This is a genomic window from Reyranella sp., assembly GCF_965249915.1.
Lineage (GTDB): Bacteria > Pseudomonadota > Alphaproteobacteria > Reyranellales > Reyranellaceae > Reyranella.
Genome location: NZ_OZ252257.1, coordinates 5,863,691 through 5,886,586, shown reverse-complemented (window position 1 = coordinate 5,886,586; position 22,896 = coordinate 5,863,691). Strand labels below are relative to the sequence as shown.

General features: G+C 64.7%; 19 protein-coding genes. 4 read left to right on the top strand and 15 right to left on the bottom strand.

The genetic code is table 11. The features are described from left to right. Positions 1-3 precede the first annotated feature (3 nt). The gene (locus tag ACP15H_RS28925) at positions 4-666 is read left to right on the top strand and encodes a cation transporter (RefSeq protein ID WP_425069571.1); all 663 of its coding nucleotides are present in this window, start codon (positions 4-6) and stop codon (positions 664-666) included. Here the strand turns inward: ACP15H_RS28925 and ACP15H_RS28920 are convergent. Beyond that, positions 636-1,256 carry a class I SAM-dependent methyltransferase gene (locus tag ACP15H_RS28920; RefSeq protein ID WP_425069570.1) on the bottom strand — a complete coding sequence of 207 codons (621 nt, stop codon included), beginning with the start codon at positions 1,254-1,256 and terminating at the stop codon, positions 636-638. The genes ACP15H_RS28925 and ACP15H_RS28920 overlap by 31 nt on opposite strands. Before the next feature lie 161 nt (positions 1,257-1,417). Between ACP15H_RS28920 and ACP15H_RS28915 the strand changes: the two genes are divergently transcribed. Beyond that, positions 1,418-1,750, top strand: coding sequence for an MAPEG family protein (locus ACP15H_RS28915; RefSeq protein WP_425069569.1), 333 nt, complete (start codon positions 1,418-1,420; stop codon positions 1,748-1,750). 233 nt (positions 1,751-1,983) lie between these two features. On the opposite strand, the gene ACP15H_RS28910 is transcribed toward ACP15H_RS28915, so the two are convergent. The 3 genes from ACP15H_RS28910 to ACP15H_RS28900 all read right to left on the bottom strand — a co-directional run bounded on the left by ACP15H_RS28910 (position 1,984) and on the right by ACP15H_RS28900 (position 4,531). Continuing rightward, entirely contained in the window at positions 1,984-2,697 is a 714-nt protein-coding gene (locus tag ACP15H_RS28910) for a sulfite exporter TauE/SafE family protein (RefSeq protein ID WP_425069568.1), read from the bottom strand. Between the two features lie 501 nt (positions 2,698-3,198). After that, the gene (locus ACP15H_RS28905) at positions 3,199-3,522 is read right to left on the bottom strand and encodes a DUF736 domain-containing protein (RefSeq protein ID WP_425069567.1); all 324 of its coding nucleotides are present in this window, start codon (positions 3,520-3,522) and stop codon (positions 3,199-3,201) included. A gap of 532 nt (positions 3,523-4,054) precedes the next feature. Next, positions 4,055-4,531: a hypothetical protein gene (locus ACP15H_RS28900; protein WP_425069566.1), complete on the bottom strand. Its 477-nt coding sequence runs from the start codon at positions 4,529-4,531 to the stop codon at positions 4,055-4,057. A gap of 165 nt (positions 4,532-4,696) precedes the next feature. Here ACP15H_RS28900 and ACP15H_RS28895 point away from each other — a divergent pair, with 165 nt between their 5' ends. Continuing rightward, entirely contained in the window at positions 4,697-5,257 is a 561-nt protein-coding gene (locus ACP15H_RS28895; RefSeq protein WP_425069565.1) for a flavin reductase family protein, read from the top strand. Positions 5,258-5,268: 11 nt separating this feature from the next. Here ACP15H_RS28895 and radC read toward each other — a convergent pair whose 3' ends face one another. The 11 genes from radC to ACP15H_RS28840 all read right to left on the bottom strand — a co-directional run bounded on the left by radC (position 5,269) and on the right by ACP15H_RS28840 (position 22,317). Then, the gene (radC, locus tag ACP15H_RS28890; protein ID WP_425069564.1) at positions 5,269-5,934 is read right to left on the bottom strand and encodes a RadC family protein; all 666 of its coding nucleotides are present in this window, start codon (positions 5,932-5,934) and stop codon (positions 5,269-5,271) included. 150 nt (positions 5,935-6,084) lie between these two features. Then, positions 6,085-7,020, bottom strand: coding sequence for a DUF2493 domain-containing protein (locus ACP15H_RS28885; RefSeq protein WP_425069563.1), 936 nt, complete (start codon positions 7,018-7,020; stop codon positions 6,085-6,087). 300 nt (positions 7,021-7,320) lie between these two features. Further along, complete coding sequence (locus tag ACP15H_RS28880; protein ID WP_425069562.1) at positions 7,321-8,361, bottom strand: DUF7146 domain-containing protein; 1,041 nt, start codon at positions 8,359-8,361, stop codon at positions 7,321-7,323. Between the two features lie 10 nt (positions 8,362-8,371). Next, positions 8,372-12,703: a strawberry notch-like NTP hydrolase domain-containing protein gene (locus ACP15H_RS28875; protein ID WP_425069561.1), complete on the bottom strand. Its 4,332-nt coding sequence runs from the start codon at positions 12,701-12,703 to the stop codon at positions 8,372-8,374. A gap of 212 nt (positions 12,704-12,915) precedes the next feature. Continuing rightward, complete coding sequence (locus ACP15H_RS28870; RefSeq protein ID WP_425069560.1) at positions 12,916-15,033, bottom strand: ParB/RepB/Spo0J family partition protein; 2,118 nt, start codon at positions 15,031-15,033, stop codon at positions 12,916-12,918. A 343-nt stretch (positions 15,034-15,376) separates the two neighbouring features. Continuing rightward, a complete protein-coding gene (locus ACP15H_RS28865; protein ID WP_425069559.1) occupies positions 15,377-15,820 on the bottom strand; it encodes a DUF6527 family protein in 444 nt (147 codons plus the stop codon). Beyond that, positions 15,820-16,992 carry a ThiF family adenylyltransferase gene (locus ACP15H_RS28860; RefSeq protein ID WP_425069558.1) on the bottom strand — a complete coding sequence of 391 codons (1,173 nt, stop codon included), beginning with the start codon at positions 16,990-16,992 and terminating at the stop codon, positions 15,820-15,822. The genes ACP15H_RS28865 and ACP15H_RS28860 overlap by 1 nt, the downstream gene beginning before the upstream one ends. Next, the gene (locus ACP15H_RS28855; protein ID WP_425069557.1) at positions 16,967-17,365 is read right to left on the bottom strand and encodes a multiubiquitin domain-containing protein; all 399 of its coding nucleotides are present in this window, start codon (positions 17,363-17,365) and stop codon (positions 16,967-16,969) included. Before ACP15H_RS28855 ends, ACP15H_RS28860 begins: the two co-directional genes overlap by 26 nt. Before the next feature lie 89 nt (positions 17,366-17,454). Continuing rightward, complete coding sequence (locus tag ACP15H_RS28850; protein ID WP_425069556.1) at positions 17,455-20,862, bottom strand: UvrD-helicase domain-containing protein; 3,408 nt, start codon at positions 20,860-20,862, stop codon at positions 17,455-17,457. Between the two features lies 1 nt (position 20,863). After that, positions 20,864-21,439: a hypothetical protein gene (locus tag ACP15H_RS28845; RefSeq protein ID WP_425069555.1), complete on the bottom strand. Its 576-nt coding sequence runs from the start codon at positions 21,437-21,439 to the stop codon at positions 20,864-20,866. After that, positions 21,436-22,317 (bottom strand): DNA-binding response regulator, encoded by an 882-nt coding sequence (locus tag ACP15H_RS28840; RefSeq protein WP_425069554.1) that lies wholly within the window; start codon positions 22,315-22,317, stop codon positions 21,436-21,438. The genes ACP15H_RS28845 and ACP15H_RS28840 overlap by 4 nt, the downstream gene beginning before the upstream one ends. Positions 22,318-22,552: 235 nt before the next feature. Here ACP15H_RS28840 and ACP15H_RS28835 point away from each other — a divergent pair, with 235 nt between their 5' ends. Then, the gene (locus ACP15H_RS28835; RefSeq protein ID WP_425069553.1) at positions 22,553-22,726 is read left to right on the top strand and encodes a hypothetical protein; all 174 of its coding nucleotides are present in this window, start codon (positions 22,553-22,555) and stop codon (positions 22,724-22,726) included. The last annotated feature ends 170 nt before the right edge of the window (positions 22,727-22,896 follow it).

Sequence of the window (22,896 nt, the reverse complement as noted above, 5' to 3'; positions counted from 1 at the left end):
GTCATGGCCTGCTGTCAGTCGCCGGAATGCCCGAGTTCGCAAAGCCTCAACAGCCCGAGGTGGCGGCGCGCGCTGTGGATCGCGCTCGCGATCAACGCCGGTTTCTTCCTGATCGAGATCGTGGCCGGTGCGGCTGCCGGCTCTGTTTCGCTGCAAGCCGATGCTCTCGATTTCCTGGGCGACGCCGCCAACTATGCCGTCAGCCTTGGCGTGGCCAGTATGGCGCTGACCTGGCGGGCGCGCGCCTCGCTGCTGAAGGGCGCGACGCTTGGCGTGTTCGGCGTGTGGATTCTGGGCGCCACGTTCTACAACGTCTTCGCCGGTCGCGTGCCCGATGCGCATACGATGGGCATCATCGGCTTCTTCGCGCTGCTGGCCAATCTGTTCGTGGCGGTGATGCTTTACCGGTTCCGCGAAGGCGACAGCAACATGCGGTCCGTGTGGATCTGCAGCCGCAACGACGCCATCGGCAACATGGCCGTCATGCTCGCGGCGCTCGGCGTGTTCGGCAGCGGCACCAGCTGGCCCGATCTCGCGGTCGGTTCGATCATGGCGCTGCTTTCCCTCTCGGGTGCGTGGCAAATTTGCCGGCACGCTTTGTCGGAACTGCGGGAAAGTGCCAGCGACGGCACGCCTTATGAGCTGAGCCGTCGGAACGTCGCGTAGCTGAACCGTTGCTCCGCTCCCCACGGCGTCTCGTGCGTTTCGTTGGCCTCGCCTGTCAGGCTAAACGTCGGCCCGAGGCGCGTCGCCAATGTCTCCGGACTGTAGCGTTGTACCGGAAGGCCGCTGCATTTCTCGGGGCCGTCCAGGGCGAACGTCGCCATGACGACGGTGGAGCCGGGGGAGGTGCCTGTCCGTAGCGCAGAGAGGTAAGCCTCCTGCTGGGCGGGTTCGGTCAGGAAGTGGAAGACCGCGCGATCATGCCAGACATCATAGGCGCGAGCTGGGCGCCAATCGGTGATGTCGGCGACGATCCAGGCGACCTTGCTGTCATCTCCTCTCAGGCGACTTCTGGATTTCACCAATGCCGCTTCAGCGACGTCGAGAACCGTCAGGTCCGTGTAGCTCTGGGCAATCAGATCATCGACCAGCCTCGACGCCCCGCCGCCGATGTCGACAATCGCCGACGCCGGATTTGGCGCGGCCGACGCGATCAGTTCAAGCGACTGCACCGAGTGCGGCTGAAACCAGCTCACCGCCGTTTCAGCCTTCGTCGTGTAGACTTCTTCCCAATGGCTGCGCGTGCCGCTCATCGGTGCTCCCTTCATCCAGCGACACGCGCCGGCAGCTTCTGGAGTTAAGCCGCATCCTCCGGCGGGATACAGTCCAAATTTCAAGGACACAGGGAGGCTCAAGTGCAATCGTAAGCCGACGTCTCGTTGGTGACGCTCTCGGCAATCTGCGTTACTTCTGGATGGCAATCCGCGTGGCGCGTACCCACACGAAAGTAGGCATCCTCGCGCCCGTGATGAGCGGGGACCCGCTTCTTGACGCACCATCCGTGCACACCTCAACTGCTGGAGTGGTCCCGATCTTTCTGCCAGTCATGTGGCTGTTCGCGATCTATTGGAACGCCACGGCCGCTGCCTCGCTGGGTTTTGCTTGGGTGATCGGACGGATTGCCTATTTCGTCGGCTATGTTGCCGAGGCACGCCGCCGGTTTCCAGGCTTCTTCATTCCGTCGCTTGCCGCCGCAGCTCTCTTGCTCGGGGCCGCCGGCCGCATCCTGTATCTGACCTGGGCCTGAGAGGGTAGCCGGCGGATGACTGTCACCGTCGACCTCCTGGCCCGCAGCATCGCGCGGGAAATCCACGACTAAACGAGCGGCGAGCAGATGTGGGGCGGCGCCGATTACTCAGCGGTTGCGGTTGTCGGATGCTGCATGTGTAGAGAAGGCCATCCAGTTTGCCGAGATAATGGGCTGGATCGATTGCGACGGCGAGCAGGGCTTGCGTGTTACCGACGTCGGCTCACGCCTCGTCACTTCGACATGAGGCGAAACCCGGCGATCGACACCATGCCCGCCAGAATGAATCGGACTGCCTGCTCGGAGATGCGTTGGGTGAATGCAGCGCCCACGACCGCGCCCAGCAGGGCAACGGCGGCGTAAAGCGGAAACTCCGCAGCGACCGATTGCCCGGCGCAATGAGTGCCGATCAAGCCGGTAATCGAGTTGCCCAGGATGAAGGGCGCAGACAGGCCCGCGGCTTCCTTGGGCCGTGCCCAGCCCAGCACGATCAGCGCCGGCGCCACGAACACGCCGCCGCCGATTCCCGACAGGCCCGAGAGTAGGCCGGCCGCTCCACCCAATGCCGACAGACCGGCCGTCGATGGCGAAACAGCCCAGCGAGCCGCCTGCGGACGCATCACCATCAGCAGCGCTGTCGCCAGCAGCAACGCGCCGGTTACAAACGCGTAGAGGCCGGCGGGGAGCGCCACAAGTCCGCCGACGAACGCCGCCGGCAGCGCCGGGGCCGCGAGAGCGGTGAGCCTGCGCCAATCGATCAGGCCGAGCGCATGCAGGCGCCAAGTCGTGTAGGACGCCGCGACGATGTTCATAGCCAACGCCGTTGGTCGGAGCTCGACGATCGGAACACCCGCGACCGCCATGACGGCGAGAAACCCCGTCCCGCCCGCCTGGCCGACGCTGGCATAAACCGCCGAAACAGCAAGAAGAGAAAGCGCGACAAGCATCCCGCGAAGATACCTGATGCGGTCACTATTTTCTCGTCATCTCGTCGGTGAGGGTATTGCGGCATATTCCTCAGTGCGAACCGCGCTCTCAATCAGTACTAATGAGCGTAGGCTCTAGGACGTCACGCTTTTAACGGTGGGGGAGATTGCGTAGGCCCTCAGCGTGCGTCCTGCTGGCTTGATCGTTGAGTTTGCAAAGAAATCGAAGTTCCGTAAGGGATCGTCACCGTCAGGTGAAGACGCCATTCCCCTGCTTCATCCGAAGGGCGGCTTTGTGCGGCTGCCAACCTTCCAATCGGCCGCATAGAGCCCGGTCCGGCGTAGCCGGATGCGCCAACTCCCCTCAACCGATTACGTGCCGCGCAGTCGGCAAGGGCTGTCAGCGTGCCGCAATCCATATCCACGGTCATTGCGCTGGGTGGCGCGTCTGTCCCGAAGCTGACTGCCTTAAGAAAAGAAAAACCCCGCCCGGCGAACCGGGCGGGGCTTCAGGATGCGGGATTATTCGCCGTTCTTCTTGCGGCTGCGCGACCAGATCAGGCTGAAGCCCTCGCCATCCTCGTCGTCGAACAGATTGGCGAAGATCGGCGCGTTGAAGCTCGGATCGTCGAGCTTGAGCGAGAGGTAGTCGCGGCCCTCGTTGGAGCGCTTCGACCAGGCAGCCCCGATCTCGGCGCGACCGACGAACACCCGGTGGCTGGGGGCGTTGCCGTTGCTGCGGTTAGCCTCGGGGACGATGCGCACGCCCCTCGCCTGGACACTGAGCGTGACGATCTCGCCCTGGTACTCGTTGCCGGACTTCTTGAAGGTACCGATGTTGGCCATGTGACTTCTCCTGTGCTGTTTCGAGCCCCGCGACCATCGCGGCCTCGATGGCGATCTGCAGGCCCGAGGCGATCGACGCCGCACCCGTTCACGGGCCGGAGCAGAGCGGAGGATGGCGGCGGGGCGACTTTCTTGCCTCGCGAGGAATGGGCGAAGCCCAGGGGAAGAAAGTCGAACCGCCGCCGTTGCGGCTCAGGCGATCGAGGCGCAGCCGTCCTCTGGCCAGATCAGCCAACGAGAGGCCGAGGGTCGCGCGCCGAACAGCTCCTCGGGAGAAGTCATGACCAACTTGACGGTCCCTGCGGAAGAGGACCGGCACACCGGGCGAAGAGACGGCGGCCATAGCGTAGAAACAGGACGGCATCGTCCCAGCTCAACGGATCGCAGACGCACCTCGCCTTCATCCTGTCGGCTTGCCAGAGAAACGGCGCCTCGGAGTGGTCATAGAGGGCGTGCGTTCGACAGTCGCGTCGGGACAAGCGTTCACCACGCCGATCTTCGTCAACCTGTTCGATGAAGAGGTCCAGTAGCGTCAGCGCCCCTGGTCGTGCAGTCGGCCGTCAGCAGGCGAGGAAGCACTCCCCGCGCCCCGCGCGTCCGGCGACGGGGCCAACAACGCCAATCGCGAGAAAGCCGTACAGCCGGAGACAACCGCGCCGACCGCGGCGAATGCCGTCTGCCAAACACTGCCGACCATGCCGATGTCCGCCAAGGCAAATGACACTTGATAGCCGGCGATTGCAGCGGGAACGCCATAGAGCACGCCGAAGATGGCGCGAATAAGCGGCGTGCGCGTGCCCGCAAAGGCGAATTGTCCAAACGCCAAGGTCGCGCTGCCCACCAGCAATCCGACAGTGATCGCACCGGTGACACCAGCCCCGCTGTGAAACGCTGCCAATCCTGCGGTGGGTCCGGCGAAGGTGGGAAGCGCATAGATAGCCAGCGTAAACAGTAGCCGGCAGAAGAAGCCAAGCCCAACGATGCTGAGTACGATGCCGAGAGCAAGCATGGTGGATCTCCGTGACCAGGGTCGAACGGTCGCGCCTTCCACCACCACCATGGCGCCGCCGGATCTTATCAGGACTGAAAGTGGCAGAAGAGAGACTTTTGGTTGCAAATGAGCGACGCTTAATGCCCTGACTTCGAGGAACCGCATTCCAGCCAAGGGGGAAAGATGGCGAGGGTCCGCCGCAAGAACGACCTGCCGGTCTCGAAGATCCGCCGCTATCTGGAGCCAGGCCCAATCGTGCTGGTCACATCGGCGCATGGCGACGAGCGCAACATCATGACGATGGGGTGGCACACAGTGATGGAATTCACGCCGTCCCTCATCGGCTGCGTGATCGCCGGCGGCAATCACAGCTTCGGCCTGATCCGGCGCAGCAGGGAATGCGTCATCAACCTTCCCACCACGGCGCTCATCGATGAGGTCGTCGGTATCGGCAACACGTCAGGGGCGCAGATCGACAAGTTCGAGAAGTTCAAGCTGACGCCTCAAAAGGCACAGGAGGTCAATGCGCCGCTGATCGCCGAATGCCACGCCAGCTTCGAATGCCGGCTGGCGGACGGCCGCCTGATCTCGAAGTACAACTTCTTCATCTTCGAGGTGGTAAAGGCGCATGTCGCGGCATCGCCGAAGCATCCCGAGACGCTTCATTACACCGGTGACGGCGTGTTGGTGATCGCCGGCAAGGTCATCAGCCGGCGATCGCAATTCAGACCGGGAATGCTGTAAAAGCCTGCGACCTACAGAAGCCCGAGCGAGCGGAAGGAAGCATGATTGCCGTGCCCGATCACGACATGGTCATGCAGCTCGATACCGAGAGCCTGGGCGGCCGCTTTCAATTCCCGCGTCATCCCAATGTCATCCCGCGACGGCTTTGAATCGCCGGACGGATGATTGTGAACAACGATCAAAGCGGAGGCGTTTAGAATCAACGCTCGTTTGATGACCTCCCGTGGGTAGACGGGCGTGTGATTGACGGTTCCCCGCTGCTGCACCTCGTCAGCGATCAGATTGTTCTTGGTATCGAGAAACAGGATTCGGAACTGCTCAACCTGCTCGTAAGCCATTGCCGTCTGCAGGTAGGCTATCAGCGCCTGCCAGTTGCTGAGCACGGGACGCCTGCGCACTCCGGCTTCGGCCATGCGGCATGCGATGTCGCGAACAAGCCGAAACGCCGCGATGTTGCGGCCCGTCAATCCGAAGGCGCGAAGCTGTGCCGCTTCGGCGGTGATGACATGGCCAATGCTCGGAAAGTGCTGCAGGAGGGCAGAAGCTCGCTCGCTACCTTGCGAGGAAGCCAGCAAGCCGGCGAGCAGATCCTGCTCCGTGGTCTCTGTCGACGGCAGAACGGCAAGATTGCCATTCCTGATGGGGCCTTGGCGCAGCGACGCAGATGCAGAGGTCACAGTTGATATAGGCATGGATAATGTCCCGGAGAGCCGTAAAGGGCGAGCCGCTGCCCGCTCTCTCTTGAGGCCTGGCGGCTCACCCGCTCCCGGCCTTCCTCTTGCTCTTACGGGTCGGCCGTCCCCGTGGGCGCAGGAAAGAGGTGGCGCTCACGCGCCACCCGAACCAAAGCGCCAGACCGGGATGCCCAGCTTGCGTGCCTTGTCGGCGAGGTTTTCCTGGATGCCAGAACCTGGGAACACGATGACGCCGATCGGCAGGACTTCCAGGATCTGGTCGTTGCGCTTGAAGGGTGCGGCCTTGGCGTGACGGGTCCAGTCGGGCTTGAACGGAACGTGGGTGACCTTGCGGCTGTCGGCCCAGCGAGCGGCGATGCGCTCGGCGCCGGTCGGTGAGCCGCCGTGCAGCAGCACCATGTCGGGATGCTTGGCGCGAACCTTGTCGAGCGTCGCCCAGATGAGCTGGTGGTCGTTGAAGTCGGCACCGCCGGTGAAAGCGATCTTGGGACCGACCGGAACGAGAAGTTCCGTCTCGGCGCGGCGCCGCGCATTCAGAAACTCGCGACTGTCAATCATCGCGGCAGTGAGAGCCCGGTGATTGACCATCGAGCCGGTGCGTGGCCGCCAGGTCGAGCCGGTGTGGACCTCGAAGCGCTCGGCGGCTTGGTCCCGGAAGATTTCCATGGCATTGCGACGCTCGATCAGGGTCAGGCCCTCGGCGACGAGACGCTCCAGCTCGACCGAGCGGACCTCCGAGCCGTTCTGCGCCTTCTGGCTGCGCCGCTGCGCCTGCTCGTTGCCGTCGAGCTCGCGCTCGATCCGGTCGACGGCGCGATGGAACAGGTTGACGGCCGACCAAAGCAGGTCCTCGAGATCGGGTTCGAGACGGGTGTCGGTGAGGGTTGAGACCAGCGCATCGAAGATGTCGACGGCGGCGCCGGTGATGGCGTTGGCTTCCGGCAGCGGGCGGGGATCGGGCTCGTCCTGGAAGGGACGGTGGCCAAAGAGCTGCAGCTCGGTGAGGACGTTGTCGGTCGGGGATGAGCCGTGCACGGGCTCGAAGTCAGGATCGTTGTGGGTCGCCATGATGCTGTCCTTTGTCGGATCGGCCGCGCCCATCGCGGCCTTCGTGGGCGTCGACAGACGGCGGGCAGCCCGGTCCCGCACCGCGCTTGCGGCCGGAGCGCAGCGGAGGGCGGCGGGCCGAGGCTTTCTTGCCTCGCGAGGAATGCCGGCGCAGCCGGCAGGGGAAGAAAGCCACAGGACCGCCGTTGCGGGACCGGGCTGCCTGCCGTCCGATCGCCCCTCTAGAAGGCCGGGGCGCGCTCCCGTCCGGTCCGAAGGGCAGAAGAGCGACCGAGCACGAATCGATTCACTTGCCAGTGCTCATCCCGTTACGGCCGAGTCCAGGAAGCGAACCACGTCCTTCGGGACGAGCTGCCGGTGCACCGATGCCCGGAGCCCTTCGATTCCCAGGCGGCGGAGATCGTCATTGAAGTCGTCGGAGTACGGCGACAGGGCCAACGACTCGATCCCGGCGGCGTCGGCGCGATTGCACAGCGTGGCCATCGCAGCATTACCGGCCGGGTCGGAATCGTGAGCGACATAGAGACGGCGCAGTGTCGTTGGAACCAGCAGTGCTGCGAGATGGTTGGCCGAGAGGGCGGCGACCATCGGCAGAGTCGGCAGGATCATGCGCAGGGACAGCATGGTCTCGATCCCCTCCCCGGCGGCCATGACGTCGGCGGCCATGCCGAAGCGAACTCCGTGCCCTAGAAGGTGCCCCATGGCCCGTCGCGGTGAAGCGATCGGCGCCTTGTCGCGTCCGGAGGGATCGAGCCAGGTACGGTGTGCGCCGGTGACCGTGCCGCCCAGATCGGTGACAGCGGCGATCAGTGCCGGCCAGGTCTCGGTCGGGCTGTCCTCGTCGGGCCGGTAGTAGCAGCGTGGATGGAAGCGCAGTGGGTCATCGTGAGCCACGGTCGTGATTCCGCGACTGTGCAGGTAGGCTTGAGCCAAGGTGCCCGTGATCGGCCGGGACATGGCATAGAGACGCCGAGCAGACTCAGGCGAACCGCGTGGCGCAGGAAGGCGCTGAAGCTGAGGAGCGATCTGGTCCGGTGGCAAGGCCAGGAAAGTCCGTGCCTCGTCCAGGGTATCGCGCAGGCGGTCAAACCCGCGATTGAGGGCGATCAGGTCCAGAAGATCGCCATGCTGTCCCGTGGCGGAGTCGGTCCAATGCCCGGCCGCACCCTTGCCATGGTCCGGGCCGCTCAGGCGCACGAACAGGCTGCGGCCCCGGCTGTTGGCGACATCGCCGACCAGCCAGTAACGGCCCTCGCGACGGCCATTGGAGAGATAGTGATGGCAGACTGCCTTGGCATTGCGCGCGAGGCGCCGGGCGAGCTCCGCGGCGGGCGATGGCACGACTGCCTCCTCATGCCGCTGCCCGATCGGCGATGCGCACGATCGGGTAGCGTTCCATCAGCGCCGCCAAGATCTCCGGACCATTGGCGCCGGTCGGCACGAATAGCCGCAGCTTCCAGGCGATGATCTCGGACATCAGCCCCATCGCTTTCAGGCGATCGACCATGCCGTCCGTGAAGCCGAAGAGTTCCACCCGGAACAGGCCCATGACCTTGGCGCGGCGAAGTGACAGCCCGTTCTGGAGTTCGAGGATGGTCCGACCATCAAGCACGGCGGTCCAGGCATCCGCCGGCGCGAGGCTCACGCCATCGGCGCAGACGGCTTGCGCCACCCAGGCCGGCGAGACCAGCCGGCCGATGACACGCTCGCCGGCATCGGTCTGCAGGCGGTAGACCCGCGTGGACTCGTCCGGCAGGCGCTTCCAGATCGGCAGCAGTAGCCCCGTGACGATATGGAGCTCGCTCTCCGTGAAAGGCGGTATCTCGGCGAGTTCCCGTGTCCAGGCTTGAGCAAACGCCGCTCGATCCGACCGTTGCCAGTGCGACTGTTCGAGCGCCGCTACCGAAAGGGCGGTCCGCTCCATCGGCCGCAGCAGGCGGACGCGGCGTTCGACCTCGCCATCGTCCAGCATGACGCTGGGCGTCGGGACCTGTACGGCCGCCCGGCCGGACTGCGCATTCACGAGCAGGACCGCACGCGGATCGCTGGTTCTGTCCAGTGCCTCGACCAAGGCAAGCGGCTGATTGCGCTCCCGACGGCGGACAGTGAATACCTGCGTCTCGGCGCCGCTCGTCGGATGGACATGGACCACTTCGCGCTTCGTCACCGTCAGGCTCTCAGCAGTCAGCGTCTCGACGCCGACATCGTAGGTCCCGGATGCCTGCGCTCCCTCGATCTTCGCCCGCAGCAGATCCTCGAACACGCCGAACAGCGTGTCTTGCAGGTCGATGGTGAGGGCCAGCAGGCGATTGAGGAAGGTCGTGATCGGCGGCAGCTCCTCGCGCAGACTGCCGTCCTGGTCCGTGAGATGCAGTCCGGTGGCTGCCTGGAAGGCCTCCAGCGAGCAGCCCTCGACCTTGCCGGAGAACAGCAACAGGTAGAGTTGGCGCAGCGCCGCCCGACCGTAGGGCGATTCGAGATTGTCGTCGGCCCGGAACAGACCCTGACCACCCGTCTGGCGCTGGCCCTTGGTGATGGCACCCAGCGTGTCGAGACGCCGGGCGATGGTCGACAGGAAGCGCTTCTCGGCCTTCACGTTGGTGGCGATCGGCCGGAACAGGGGCGGCTGTGCCTGGTTGGTGCGGTTGCTGCGCCCCAGCCCCTGGATGGCTGTGTCCGCCTTCCAGCCTGACTCCAGCAGGTAGTGGACCCGCAGCCGCTGGTTCCGGGCTGAAAGGTCGGCATGGTAGGAACGGCCGGTACCACCGGCATCGCTGAACACCAGGATGCGCTTCGCGTCGTCCATGAAGGCCTGCGCCTCAGCGAGATTGGCGGAACCCGCCCGGTTCTCGACGCAGAGCCGGTCGCCCTTCCGAACGATCCGCCGCGATCGGCCGGTTACTTCGGCGACCAGCTCGGTACCGAAGCGCTGCACGATCTGGTCGAGCGCACCCTGTACGGGGGCGAGCGAGGCCAGCCGCTCGACCAGGCGGTTACGCCGGTCGACGGCGTCGCGGCACTGCACGGGCTGGCCGTCACGATAGACCGGCCGTGAAGAGAGATTTCCGTCGCCGTCCGTGAAGGGCTCGAACAGTTGGGTCGGGAAGCTGTGCGCTAGATAGTCGAGCACGTACTCGCGCGGCGTGATGTCGACTTGCACGTCGCCCCACTCCTCGGTCGGAATGTCGGAAAGCCGGCGCTCCATGAGCGCTTCGCCAGTGGAGACGATCTGAATGACGGCGGCATGTCCGGCCTCGAGATCACGCTCGATCGCGCTGATCAGTGTCGGCGTCTTCATCGAGGTGATCAGGTGCGAGAAGAAGCGCTGCTTGGCGGATTCGAAAGCCGAGCGTGCCGCGGACTTAGCCTGGGCATTGAGCGTGCCGCGCTCGCCGGTGACGTTGGCGGCCTGCATGGCGGCGTCGAGGTTGTTGTGGATGACCTGGAAGGCGCCGGCATAGGCGTCGTAGATGCGGATCTGCTCGCGCGACAGCGCATGCTCGACCAACTCGTACTGTAATCCCTCGTAGGACAGTGATCGTGACGCGTAGAGGCCAAGCGCCTTGAGGTCCCGAGCAAGAACCTCCATTGCCGCTACGCCACCGGCCTCAATCGCCTGCACGAACTCGGCGCGCGTGGCGAACGGAAAGTCCTCGCCGCCCCACAGTCCGAGCCGCTGCGCGTAGGCGAGATTGTGCACAGTGGTGGCCCCGGTGGCCGACACATACACGACCCGGGCATTGGGCAGCGCATGCTGCAAACGTAGGCCGGCACGGCCTTGCTGCGACGGCGCCTGGTCGCCGCGCTCACCCTTGCCTCCGGCAGCATTGGCCATGGCGTGGCTCTCGTCGAACACGATCACTCCGTCGAACTCCGACCCCAGCCAATCGACGATCTGCTGGACCCGCGAAACTCTTTCCTCGCGTGCGTCGGTCCGTAGCGTGGCGTAGGTGGAGAAAAGGACGCCCTGCTCCAAGCGGATCGGCGTGCCCTGGCGAAAGCGGGACAGTGGCGTCACCAGCAGGCGTTCCATGCCCAGGGCCGACCAGTCGCGCTGGGCGTCCTCGATCAGCTTGTCGGACTTCGACACCCACACCGCGCGTTTGCGACCCTGCAGCCAGTTGTCGAGCAGGATGCCGGCGACCTGGCGACCCTTGCCGGCACCGGTGCCGTCGCCCAGCATCCAGCCCCGCCGGAAGCGAACGGCGCCCTCGGCCCCATCGGGTGCGGCCGAGACGAGGTCGAAGGTCTCGTCGACCACCCACGATCCGGCGAGATGCCCGAGGTGTGCTTCGCCGGCATAGATGACGCTCTCGAGCTGCGCGTCCGACAACAGACCGTCGCCGATGACATTGGCCGGCAGGCTTGGCCGATAGCTCGGCTTAGGCGGCGCGACGGACGCCATCGCCGCCGACTGCACCAGCCGTGTCGGATGGGACCGCGCACCGGCAATCCGGATCGACTGCAGCTCATATTCTTCGTACAGCGTCTCGGTAAGGCTGCCGCCCTCGGCCGGCTTCCAGTCCACGGTCTCGTAGGCGAGCTCCGTACCCACTCGTTCAAGCGAATCGCCGGCAACGGCGCGCGGCTGCCGGGCGGGCTTGCGATGCGACACGACCGTGACGGAAGGGACGGATGCAGGAAGCACGGTGCCATTAAGAGGCAAGCGTCCCGGAACATGGGACGTCACCCACTGAAGCAGCGTCGCGACATCAGGTGCCATGCCCGGTGATGCCGGAAACGACCTCGGATCATCCGCCGGTATGCGGTCGATGACCGTCAGCCGAGTCTGGACCGCGGTACCGTGGCGAGCATAAACGCGACCATCGACGGCAGCGCTAAACACGACACGGCCGCGTTCCTGAAGGCGGACGAAGGCCTCGCGCCACAATGGATGGTCCGGCGAGAAGCTGGCGCCGGTGATCGCGACCAGGCGTCCGCCGTGGGCGAGTCGCGTAAGCGCCGACGAGACATGGCGCAGAGCAGCGTCTGGAACGGCACCGTCGACATTCACCGCGACCGAGAACGGCGGATTCATCAGCACGACACTCGGCCGCACAGCATCGTCGAGATGGTCGTGGATGTGTGCCGCGTCGTAGCGTGTGGTCGCCACATTCGGAAACAGCCGCCGGAGCAAGGCCGCACGGGTCTCTGCAAGCTCGTTCGGGACAAGTCTGCTCCCCGCGAGCTCGGCGAATATGGCGAGCAGGCCCGTGCCAGCTGAAGGCTCGAGCACGAGATCGGCCAGGCCTATCGAAGCAGCGGTCGCGGCGACAAACCCGAGCGCCAGCGGCGTCGAGAATTGCTGCAGCGCCCGGCTCTCCTCGGAGCGCCGCGTGTGGATGGGGAGAAGTGCCGCGATCCTGCCGAGCATGGACAGTTCGGAAGCTGGTGACCCCGCCCGTGCCCGAATGGCCGGGCCGAACTTACGCATGAACAGCACGGTCGCCGCCTCGCAGGCATCGTAGGCGGTCTTCCAGTCCCAGGCGCCGGCTGAGTCGGAACCGCCGTAGGCGTGCTCCATGGCGGCGCGCAGCGTAACCGCATCGATGCGGCTGCCACGCTCAAGATAAGGGAGAAGAAGGTGTGCGGCCGCGGCAATGCCGGCGGACGGATCCGCAGGAACGCCAGCGAGCGAGCGCAGCGGCGCGGGTGCGGCCGCCGGGAGGGAGACATTCGACATGGAGGAGACCTCGGGAGAGCGGGAACGGTCCGAACCGGGAGGCGCTCTCTCTGGACCCCGCCGGCTCAAATCCGTTCCGGCCGTCCTCTCCCTCTCGCCTTGCGCGACGAATGCGAGGAATCTCTCAAAGGAAAAGCCCGGCACGGCGGCCGGGCTTTTCCAACGATTGGCGAAGACACCGCGGGCGGCCTCGCCCGGCCGCGGCGTTCACGCTATTCCGCAGCGATGGGATGAGGCTCGGACTCGTCAGTCGCGGCATCCCCTTCGCCGGCGGCGAGGAAAGCGGGAAGCTCCTCGGCCGACTCGGCAGGTGTGTCCGACACGTCCCCGCTGTCGGCGATTCGCAGTGGGGCAGGCAACCAGCCCGTACCCTCAAGCAGCCGCTCGGCCTCCTTCGCCATCTCCGCCTTCTTCAGATGGTCGATGAGCTGTGCTGCCTGATCGCCCTTGGCCTCCCGCACCGCTTCCAGGATGCGGGGCTTGGTGACACGGCCGAGATAGTTGTCGACCGTGGGCCGCCAGCCGGCCTCGACCATGTCGAGACCGACGGCACGGGCCAGCCGGTCGGCCTGGGCGATGCGCTGCTGCACACCGTGCGCCGAGACGCCCGGCCCACCGTAGCGGTCACCCTTCTCATAGAGGGCGTTAACGCCGAACGAGACGCAATGCGCGAGCAGCGCAGCACGACGTGCATCGTCGAGCGAGGCGAGCCAGTCCCACAGCGCGTCGTCTTCCTTGGACAGCTCGGCCTTCCAGGCTTCGTGCCGATCGGCGACTGCCTTGGCCGAGGGGCTGTCCTTCAAATCGGTCGACTGGGCAGGGAAGAACACATGCCGCACCGAGGCTTCCAGGGAGGCGCCGGGAGCGCTGTGCTGGAAGGTGTCGAGCCAAAGCTTGTGCAGCAGCGCCGTGAAGGCGACCTGCGGGTTGTTCGCCACCGCGTCCCGCAGCGCGAGGGTGCGATGAGCCGTCAGCTCGCTCACGAGCCGTTCCGGGAGCGGCTTGATCGTGTCGTCGTCACCGTCGTCCTCCGGCTGGTCGCCTCCGATGGTGATGACGGTACGTTGGGCGGGAGTGGCAAACGCTGTCTCAGCCGCCCCGCCGGTCTCGCCTTCCTGCAGGTCTTCGCTGCCGACCTGCATCGGCTCGTCCTCCGGCCGGACATAGCCGCGATCGGCAGCGAGGTGTCCGTCTGCTGCGATGCTGACAAACACACCGGCACGCGCGATCGCGGCCGGCTCGTAGCGAACCGGACGGCTGTCGAAGGCGGCAAGCGCTTCCTCGATCTCGCCCAGCCGCGCGTCGACCTCGTCCGGCAGCTCGTCGGCACCTTCGTACTCGCTTTCGAGTTTGGCCTGCTCGGCGGTCAGAGCGTCGAACGTCGCCTGTTCGTCGGGCGTGAGCTCGACCTCCACCCCGTCGAGCCGCCGAAGATGCCGGGCATGGCCATACTGGAAATCGACGGCCACCTCGATCCATTTCCAGCCTTCGGCACCGATCTTCTCGGCTTCGGCCGCCAGCTTCTCGGTGGCCAGGCGATCGAGCAGGGCTACGTCCTGCAGCCAGCCGCCTCCGTCCTCCTCGAACAGGTCGCGCAGGACCACGCCGCCCGTTGCCTCGTAAGCATCGAGACCGACAAACTGCGCACGGCGGTCTGACGCGCGCACGGCGCTCTCGGTGAGCTGGCGGCGGATCAGGTAAGGCTCCTTGTTATAGGACTGCTGCAACGCCTCCCAGACCTGCTCCTGCCGGGCATGGTCGCTGGTAACGGTGAACGCCATGAGCTGCTCCAACGTCATGCCGTCCTCGGCATAGATCCCGAGCAGCTTCTCGGAGACAGAGGCCAAACGCAGCCGCTGCTTCACCACGGCAGTCGCGACGAAGAAGCGGGCGGCGATCTCCTCCTCGCCCGCTCCTTGGTCGCGCAGGATCTTGAAGGCCCGGAACTGGTCCAGCGGATGCAGGGCGACACGCTGGAGGTTCTCGGCCAGCGAATCTTCTTCGGCTGAGATGTCGGCTATCGGACTCCGTACGATGCACGGGATTGGTGCTGTCTTCGCAAGGCGCTTCTGCTTCACGAGCCGCTCGAGGGCGCGGTAGCGTCGGCCGCCGGCCGGGATCTCGAAGGTGTCGGTCTCGACGCCCTCGGTATTGAGGAGCGGTCGAACATTGAGGCTCTGCAGGAGCCCGCGCTGGGCGATGTCCTCGGCCAAGTCCTCGATCGAGACGCCCGCCTTCAGTCGGCGTATGTTGGACTGGCTGAGCGCTAGCTTATTGAAAGGGATGTCGCGTGAAGCGCTGAGGGTGATCTTCTGAACGACCTTGGCCATGAGAAATGCTCCGCGACGGACGGCCGAGAGACTTCCTCTCGACCTCCAATCCGTCACGGAAACAGGCGCAGCCCTCTCACTCTCAATACGGTACCGGCAATCCGAAATGTCGTCAGGCAGTCAGAAGTAACCGGCAGCCGAATTTGCGCCATTTCGGACCTTCGCGTTACTCAAGGACGACGACACTCCTGAACCGATAATCCCTGCCAAGTTCTGATCGTCCCCGGCTGTTCCGCGCATACTTAGAGGACATCTCTCGGCGCAGCCTGGGCGCCCAGGGTGGTGCTCAGCCGCCCCAAGCGCCGCTCCGCAGGCCAACTGCGATGCTTCCGTGCACTTTGATCTACCTTCCAGTGAACCAGGCCGTGATGCGGGCCCACCCGCGCTTCTTAGCGGTCGAAGCGTTAGCAGGTACAGGTGTGTCGGCAATCACTTGCCTCGGTGGATCAAACATTGCAGCCCGAGCCCGCCCATCGCGAAGAATCCCGGCCGCGATCTCCGCGTCTGACCACAATCCGGCACCCACAACTCGCCCTTCGCGTAGGACGTAGTGTGACCGGCACTTCAGGAGCCAGTTGCCGACCGACGGGTGGAGCGAAACCGCGTTGCCGTCGAAGGTCATCTTCCACTGCGCCGGCGCGAAAGGAGTCACCACCTCCTCCCCGCAGCCGCAGCAGCACAGGTGTGAGGCCGTGGCGTACTCCATCGAGATGTAGAGGATGCCTGGGCTCGGTTTGTCCGGCATGTGCCGGACGAACTGATGATCGAGGTGCTTGTACTTCAGCATCATTGATCCCCGTTCAGCAGCAGGTTGCCGTCGGTCGTGTACGTGCTGTGGTGCTCGCCCTCTAGGTCCCGGTAGAAACCGCGCATCTTCTTCCACTTGATCACCGCCATGACGGCGTTCAGGGCGTTGAGGTCGGCAACCTGGATGTTGGTGGCGTACAGGTCTTCACCCTTGTCGTCGCTAAAGTCGATGCGGCCGGCGTGGATGTGGTCGCGCTTGGCGGGCGTGCTGGCTGTGATGCGTAGGATACCGCCGAGCGACCCGTCGTCGAGCTGCAGGCCCATGCCGACGTCGATGAACGAGGCGCCGATCGCCTCGAGCTTATCGATCACCGCCTTCTTCGAAGGCCCGTCGTCGATACAGATGAAGGCGAACGTCACCCCGTCGAGTAGGTGTGCGTTCGTGGCGTCTATCGCGACCGGATGGGGCACGATCCCCTTGCGCATGCGTGAGTAAATCTTCGTCCAGTAGCCCACCTTGAACGGCAGCTCGCGCAGCTCTTCCAAGGAGGCCGCGCCCGGCGCCCGGAAGGCGTTGTGCGACATAAACTCGTCCGCGTCGAACAACCGGATCTCCGGCACCGGTGTCTTGGCGACGAGGTCGAAGACATACCCGCCGGTTCCGCCAAGTCCGATGATCGCGACCGTGTCCTGCACCAGCTTCTCTGCCAAGGCACCCAGCCCCGCTCGCCCCGTGGCGGTGTCGACGTAGTTGAACACCGACGCCTCTTCTTCCTCGGGTACGGCGTTACCGCGGGCAGTCACGCCCGGCGACACGGTCGTCGCCGGGCCCGAGATCACCGCGATATAGGTCGTCATCTTGTGGTGGTAGTCGCGATAGCCGCCTTCCGGTTTGTTCGAGAAACCGTGGCGGGCTATCAGGCCGTGACCGAGGTTCGTCGCGTTGTCCTGGTGGCGCAGCGCTTCGATCGGGCGGCCATCCACGCCGCACGGGTATTCGCCGATCCAGTGGATCACGTGCGTTTCAGGCGGTTGGGTCTGGTCCCCGGCCAGGTTGAGGGTGGAGACCAAGGTCCCGCGCTTCAGCTCCTGCTTGGCGTTGAGGTACGGCACCTCGCGCAAGACCAAGAGATTGCCCATGATCTGCACGAGGTAGCCGTCCTCGCGGAGCTGCTTCAGGTCGGCGCTACGAGCGAACGGTGCGGGTGACATTGAAGACCGTCCCGTTCTTCACTTCGACCTTGCCGCCCGGGCCGAGTTCGCCCGCGTGGGGGTGTGCCGCCGCGTGGCGGTAGGTCATGGAATAGACCGTGTTTTGGTCCGCAGCGCCGCCCGGGAAGGCGAGCTGCACGACCTGTTCGAACCCGGCGATCTTGCCGGGGATCTCGCGGGGGCGCGAATTCACGATGATCTCAGTCCCGCGGTGCGCAAGGGCGTCCTCGATCTCGTGCGCCGCTTTGCGGACTTCGTCTTCAGCGCGGTGTTCGGCCTCGTGGGCCAGTGCCAGGTCGTGTTCCGCCGCCTTCAGGTGGCCGAGCGCGTGCTGGATTTCGGGCGGTTCACCGCCGTTGTCGGGAGTCGTCATAGTTCAGTTTTCCTTCGTTTCGTGACCAGCCTCGTGGGCTTCAAAGGGTCAATCGATGCGAAGGCGGCGAACCGGTAAGGTCTCGAGACCTAAATCTTCAGGCTGCCGGGCGAGACTGGGCCGCAAATAAAAAATGCCGGACAACCGGGGCACGTGCGTTCCGACGGGATGGCGCTGAAGGCTCCGGCTCTGATCTTGGCGAGATAGGACGAGAGGGTCTGCTGGCGGTTGCGCAGCACCGTGGCGGTCAAACTCAAGGGCGTGACCGCCTTGTCCGTCAGGTGGACCAGCTCGACGCGGGCGCCGGATCCATGCTGCTGAGCCGCCAAGAGCAAAGAGGCCGCTGCGACATCGGAATCTTCCTTGGAGCGGATCCGGCCCGTACGCACCCGCCGGAAGACCAGCGTCCCGTCGGGCGCTGTCACCACATCCTCGGCGCGGAACATGAGCTCATCACCACCCAAGTTGAGGCGAAGCCCCGTGGGCGTGACGGCGGTGGCGCCGGCGCGCGTGGACCGGAAGTAGCGGACCATATCGACTGCGGCGGCTTGCAGCTCGGCGAGCACACCGCATTCCTCGAGGCCGTGGTCGATGCACGCGCGCGCGACATACTGAACAAGGTCCGCATCGGCCGTTATGTCGATCTTGCCCGCCACGACGGCTTGGGTGACCACTCGCACGGCCTCGTGCATGAGCATGTAGATGGTCTCGGAACGACGGCCGCCTATCTGAAGGACATGGGTGTAGAAGAAGCGCCGCGGACATGGCTCATACAAGGACAGCTGCGAACCGGTGAACTGGAGCTTGCCGCTAACCACGAGGTTGATCGGCGCGTCTTCGGGCTTGGACGGCAATGTCCGCGTTGGCGTTATCGATCGACGCGCCAAGTTACCCCCAAGCCTGTCGAGGAACGGCGACAGAGGCCGCGCCGCGTCGTTGGACTTGTGGGTGACCGCGTAGAGGAAGAGACGGTCGCGCGCCCGCGACGCAGCGACGTAGAACAAGCATTCCCGCTCCTCCGCATCGCCCGCGCGGAATACCGTCAAGGCGTCGCCCTCGCCGCCGGCGATCATGCCGTCTGGCGGCAGACACGTCGGGGACTTGGCATTGCCCGGCAGGGTGTCCTGGTTCAGCCCGGGCAAATGGACGACCGGGAACTCCAATCCCTTGGCGCCATGCACGGTCATGAGCCGTACCGCGTCGAGGCTTTGCGCCGCGGCCGGCAGCTGGCGTAGGTCGCGATCATCGCCGATCCGGACCAGGCGTCGGACGCGGTCGAGCAGGCGCCGCACCGGCCACCCGCGCCCGCGCCCGCGCCCGCGCGGCTGGACGCGCAAGAAGTTCATGAACTGCCAGATCGCGATGCCGCGCGACCGATCAGACACCAACGTCGCAGTTGCGATGTCTGCGGCGATCCGCGTCCGTTCGAGCAGGACCGCGGCTAGGACATCCCATGGTGAGGAGGTTTCGGAAAACCCCGCGAGCGTGGCCTGGAGTCTCGCCCAGGCCTCGCGGCCCGGTTCGCTCAAGATCGCTGGATCTATCTTCGACCAGCCCCCAGGAACATCGTCCTCTTCCGCGTCACGCAGCGCGCCGAGCACCATAGCGACGTCGGCGAGCGACAACGCAAACTGCGGTAGGGCCCCAACCCGGACGACGCCCATCGCGCGCGCATCGACGAGGAGCGACAGGATCGCCAACAGATCCTTGACCTCGGGGCGTTCGAACAGGCTGCCCAAGAAGAGCACCGGAATCCCGAAGCGTTCGAGGTCTCGCCCGATCGACGACAGGCGTTCGTTGCCAGTGCAGAGCACGGCTTGGTCGCGATACTTGTAGCCGCCGGCGCGCATCGCCTCGATCGCTTCAGCAATGACGACGACCTGTTCGTCACCCTGTCGGACCGCGTGGAGCTCGACGGGTGCGCCGACCGCGCCGCGATCAGCGTCGAGACCAGTATCGCCGTTCGACACTTTCATCTGGGTGGCGAAGGCCGAAAAGGCGTCGACCACCTCCTTGGATGAACGGTAGTTACGCTTCAACCGGCCGCGTGCGCCGCCGGGGAAGTCCTTTTTGCCGAACCGAGCCGTGTTGAACGATGAAGCACCCCGGAACCGATAGATTGACTGCTTGGCGTCGCCCACCACCCAGAGGTTCTCGCCCGTCGGGCAGATCGCCTCTAGAAGGCGAACGCTGCTTCGATTGACGTCTTGGTACTCGTCGACCAGCACATGGTCATAGGCGCCTTGGATGCTTGCACGGACGCGCGCGTCACTTTCGAGGAGCCGCACGGGCATCGACACGAGATCACCGAAGTCAATGCAGTGGGTTTGGCGCTTGAGGCGTTCGTAGGCCTCATAAACCACGGCGACTTCTGCCGCCTTCTCGGCCTGGTCAATCTGATCGCTCGTCGTCGACTTCGCCCGCATCGCGGCTGCTAGGGCCGCGTACTCGTCGGCATCGACCACCTCGTCCTTAGCGCGCGAGATCGCCGAGAGAATATCGGCGATGTTGCGGGTCGGGTCGTAGAGGTCCTGGTAGTGCTTCAGATGAAGCCGCGGAAACTCTTGCTCGAGCAGCTCGACAGCCTCGGTGCGGTCCATCATCCGCGGGTCGTTTGGTAGGCCGAGCTTGGGGGCAAAGCGCCGCACAATGTCCAGGCCAAAGGCGTGGAACGTGCCCATCCACATTGCGGCGGCCGCTTCGGGGTTCTTGCGCGCGATCCGCTCGGTCATCTCGCCGGCGGCCTTGTTGGAGAAGGTCAAGACGAGGATGCGTCGGGGATCGACCCCGTCCGCGAGAAGCCCTTCGATGCGGCCCGTCAGCGTTTGGGTCTTGCCGGTGCCCGGACCGGCTTCAAGCAGAAATGCGCCGCCCCGGTGCCTGGCCGCAGCGCCTTGCAGGTCGTTGAGAGGCCGCTCGATGTGCGCCTTTTCAGCGATCAGGGGTTCGATTGGCAGCAGCAAAGCGTCGAGCAGCTGCTGTGAGACGACATCGATGGGTGCCCCCATCTGTGCCGCGATCTGCGCCGCGGTCAGCCCCTCCTCGACGTGAAGTCGCCGCACGAGGGCACGGGGTAACAGGAACTCGCGCGCAAAGAGGTCCATCTGGACCTCGCGGCGCTGGCGGCGACCATAGTCGACCACCCGATCGAAGCCGACAGGAGACGGTTCGGATGGACGGAGCGGGTCGATCTCGTTGACGGTCACCGGTCCGGTTTCGTCACCGAGTTCAACGTGGCCCAGCTCATGGGCGACGAGGAACGCCTGCTCAAAGTCCGAGCCGATGTTCTCGTGGATGATCAGGCCATCGGCGGGAACGTAGGTTGCCCGCCCGCCGTCGAGTATTCCGGCCCCGGGATTCGCCTTTTCAATGTCGAGCCCGCGACGCGTGGCTTCAGCGAGCGCAAACGCATACGGCTGCCGCGGGTCTTTGCCAGTTGCAGCCGCTTGCTCGTGCAGATCGGCTGCCCGGCGTCGGCCAAGTTCGGCGGCGTCCATCCTAGTCGACGTCCGCTAAAAGCCGAGCCCGGTCGTCGTCCGAAACACCCGCATCGATCAATACGTGCTCGAACGACAGCTGCGCGGCCGCGCCCGGCTGGGCGTCGGACCGGTAGCTGCGGGCGAACGCGGCCGCGGGCGCCGGCGATAGCCAGGCGGAAAGATCGTCGGCCGAGATCGAGAGCGCTCCGGCGAACCGCCGCAAGAAGCCTCTCGGTACTGATGCCGGCTGAATGCGACGTTCGCGGAAAGAGGTCACGACCTGGCGTGGAATGCCCATCTCGACCGCGATTTCGCGACTACGGGTGGGCGAGAGCGTCGCGAACGGGTCGGCCACTGATTTCGGTTGGGCGGCGGCGTGCTTCAGCCAGCCGGCGTCGATCATGGCCAAGTCTGCGCCCGAGAGCTCGTCCTTCGCCGGGAGCGCGTGCATGAGCTCGCGCGACAGATCGATCAGCTCGCCAGCGTACTGCGGATACGCGGTCAAATAGCTATCGAGCGTCGCCTTCGCGTGGGTTTCTTCCATCGCGAAAGCGTCGAGGACGTCTTCAAGCCGGCTAGCGTTTGGATCGGTCATTGGTCGTCCCCTTCGATCAGCACGCTACGCAATGTCTTCATCGCCCGATCGCGGTAGTTCCAGATCGTTTTGGGCGTCTTTTTCAGCACCGTGCAGATCGTGATGACGTTCGGGTCCTCGGAATGGATTTGATATTCTAGCATAAGCATCTGGATGGTCCTGCTTTGTTCTGATGGCAGGGCCTCAATCGCCGCATCCAATCGCAATCGGAAAGCCTCGTCGTCGATTTCCATCGCTTCGAACGGATTGGTGCTCCCCGACGCCCGTTCGATCTCAGGACTGAGCTCGCCGCTGTCACCTTCATAGGTGAGCGGCTGAGAGCGGTTTTCGTCGCGCCAAGCTTGCCTTTGAGCGTCCTGACGTAGGCGCTTGAGCGCCATGTCGAACCGGATTTCGAAGAAATCGAGCCGCTCGTCATAAACTTGGCGGTCGCCCGCCAGCATTTCGACGAAACGGCCATAAACCTTCTCGCGGATGCGCTCCCTCGTCAGCGAGCGCGACGCGCCGTCGGCAGCGTCCGCAGTCGGCAGAGCGCGAAGCACCCGGGCGGATAGGATCTTGTAGAGCCGCTCGAACCACGCATCCGAGTTATCGGCCCGGCTCACTCGCACGAAATAGATCAAGCACTCGCTTGGGATAAACTTCGCGTCGTCGCGCGCACGGATTTGGGCGCGAGCGAGAAACTCGGCGCGCGAGAGGCCCTCCAGTGTCTGCAGTAATGCCTCGATCTTCGCGGGCCGGCGGTATTGCGACTTGTCCGGCTTCTGCTTCCTCAGCGCTGTGACCAAATCCACCCTCCGCCCTTTACTGATTCTCGCCGTCGCCCGTGCGCGAAGGCGACAGGCGTCGTTCAACTGGCGGGCAACCGTCTCAGCCACCCCTACAGGGTAATCGGAGCCGAATAGGCAAACCGGAAACCGTCACGTCGAATATTTTTAGACAGGTCAAATTACATTATATTATCGTAATTTTCCTGCATGCTCAAGGTGTAGTCTGGTTTCTGGTCGATCAGGCCCTCTGCGAGGTTGACGAGGTGGCAGCGAAGTCGCGGGGCCTGCAGGGCATGGTGGGTATGCTTACAATCCGGATGGAAGCTGGACGCAGCAGCACCAGATGAGCCTGAACGGCAAGCGCGATCATTTCGAGCTGTCCGACCTTATTCAATTCGGGGGAGATGCATACGCAGGTCGAAAATTGGCAGCGTTTGCAGAACAGGCCGGCGTAGCCGAGAAGACCGCACGAGCTATTCACCAAGCCATGCGGCGCGAAATCATTATCTCAGCCTGAGACACAGGACCTAAACCACTCTTCGCGATGCCATCGTAGCACCCTGCGGCGGGTGATGTGACCTACGAATTTCAAATCTGCTTCAAGAGGCCAACCATCCGAATCGCACTCCACAGCACCCTAGAGCTCGCGACGACGTCAAAGCCCTTTGGTTCAGTTACCGTTGAGCG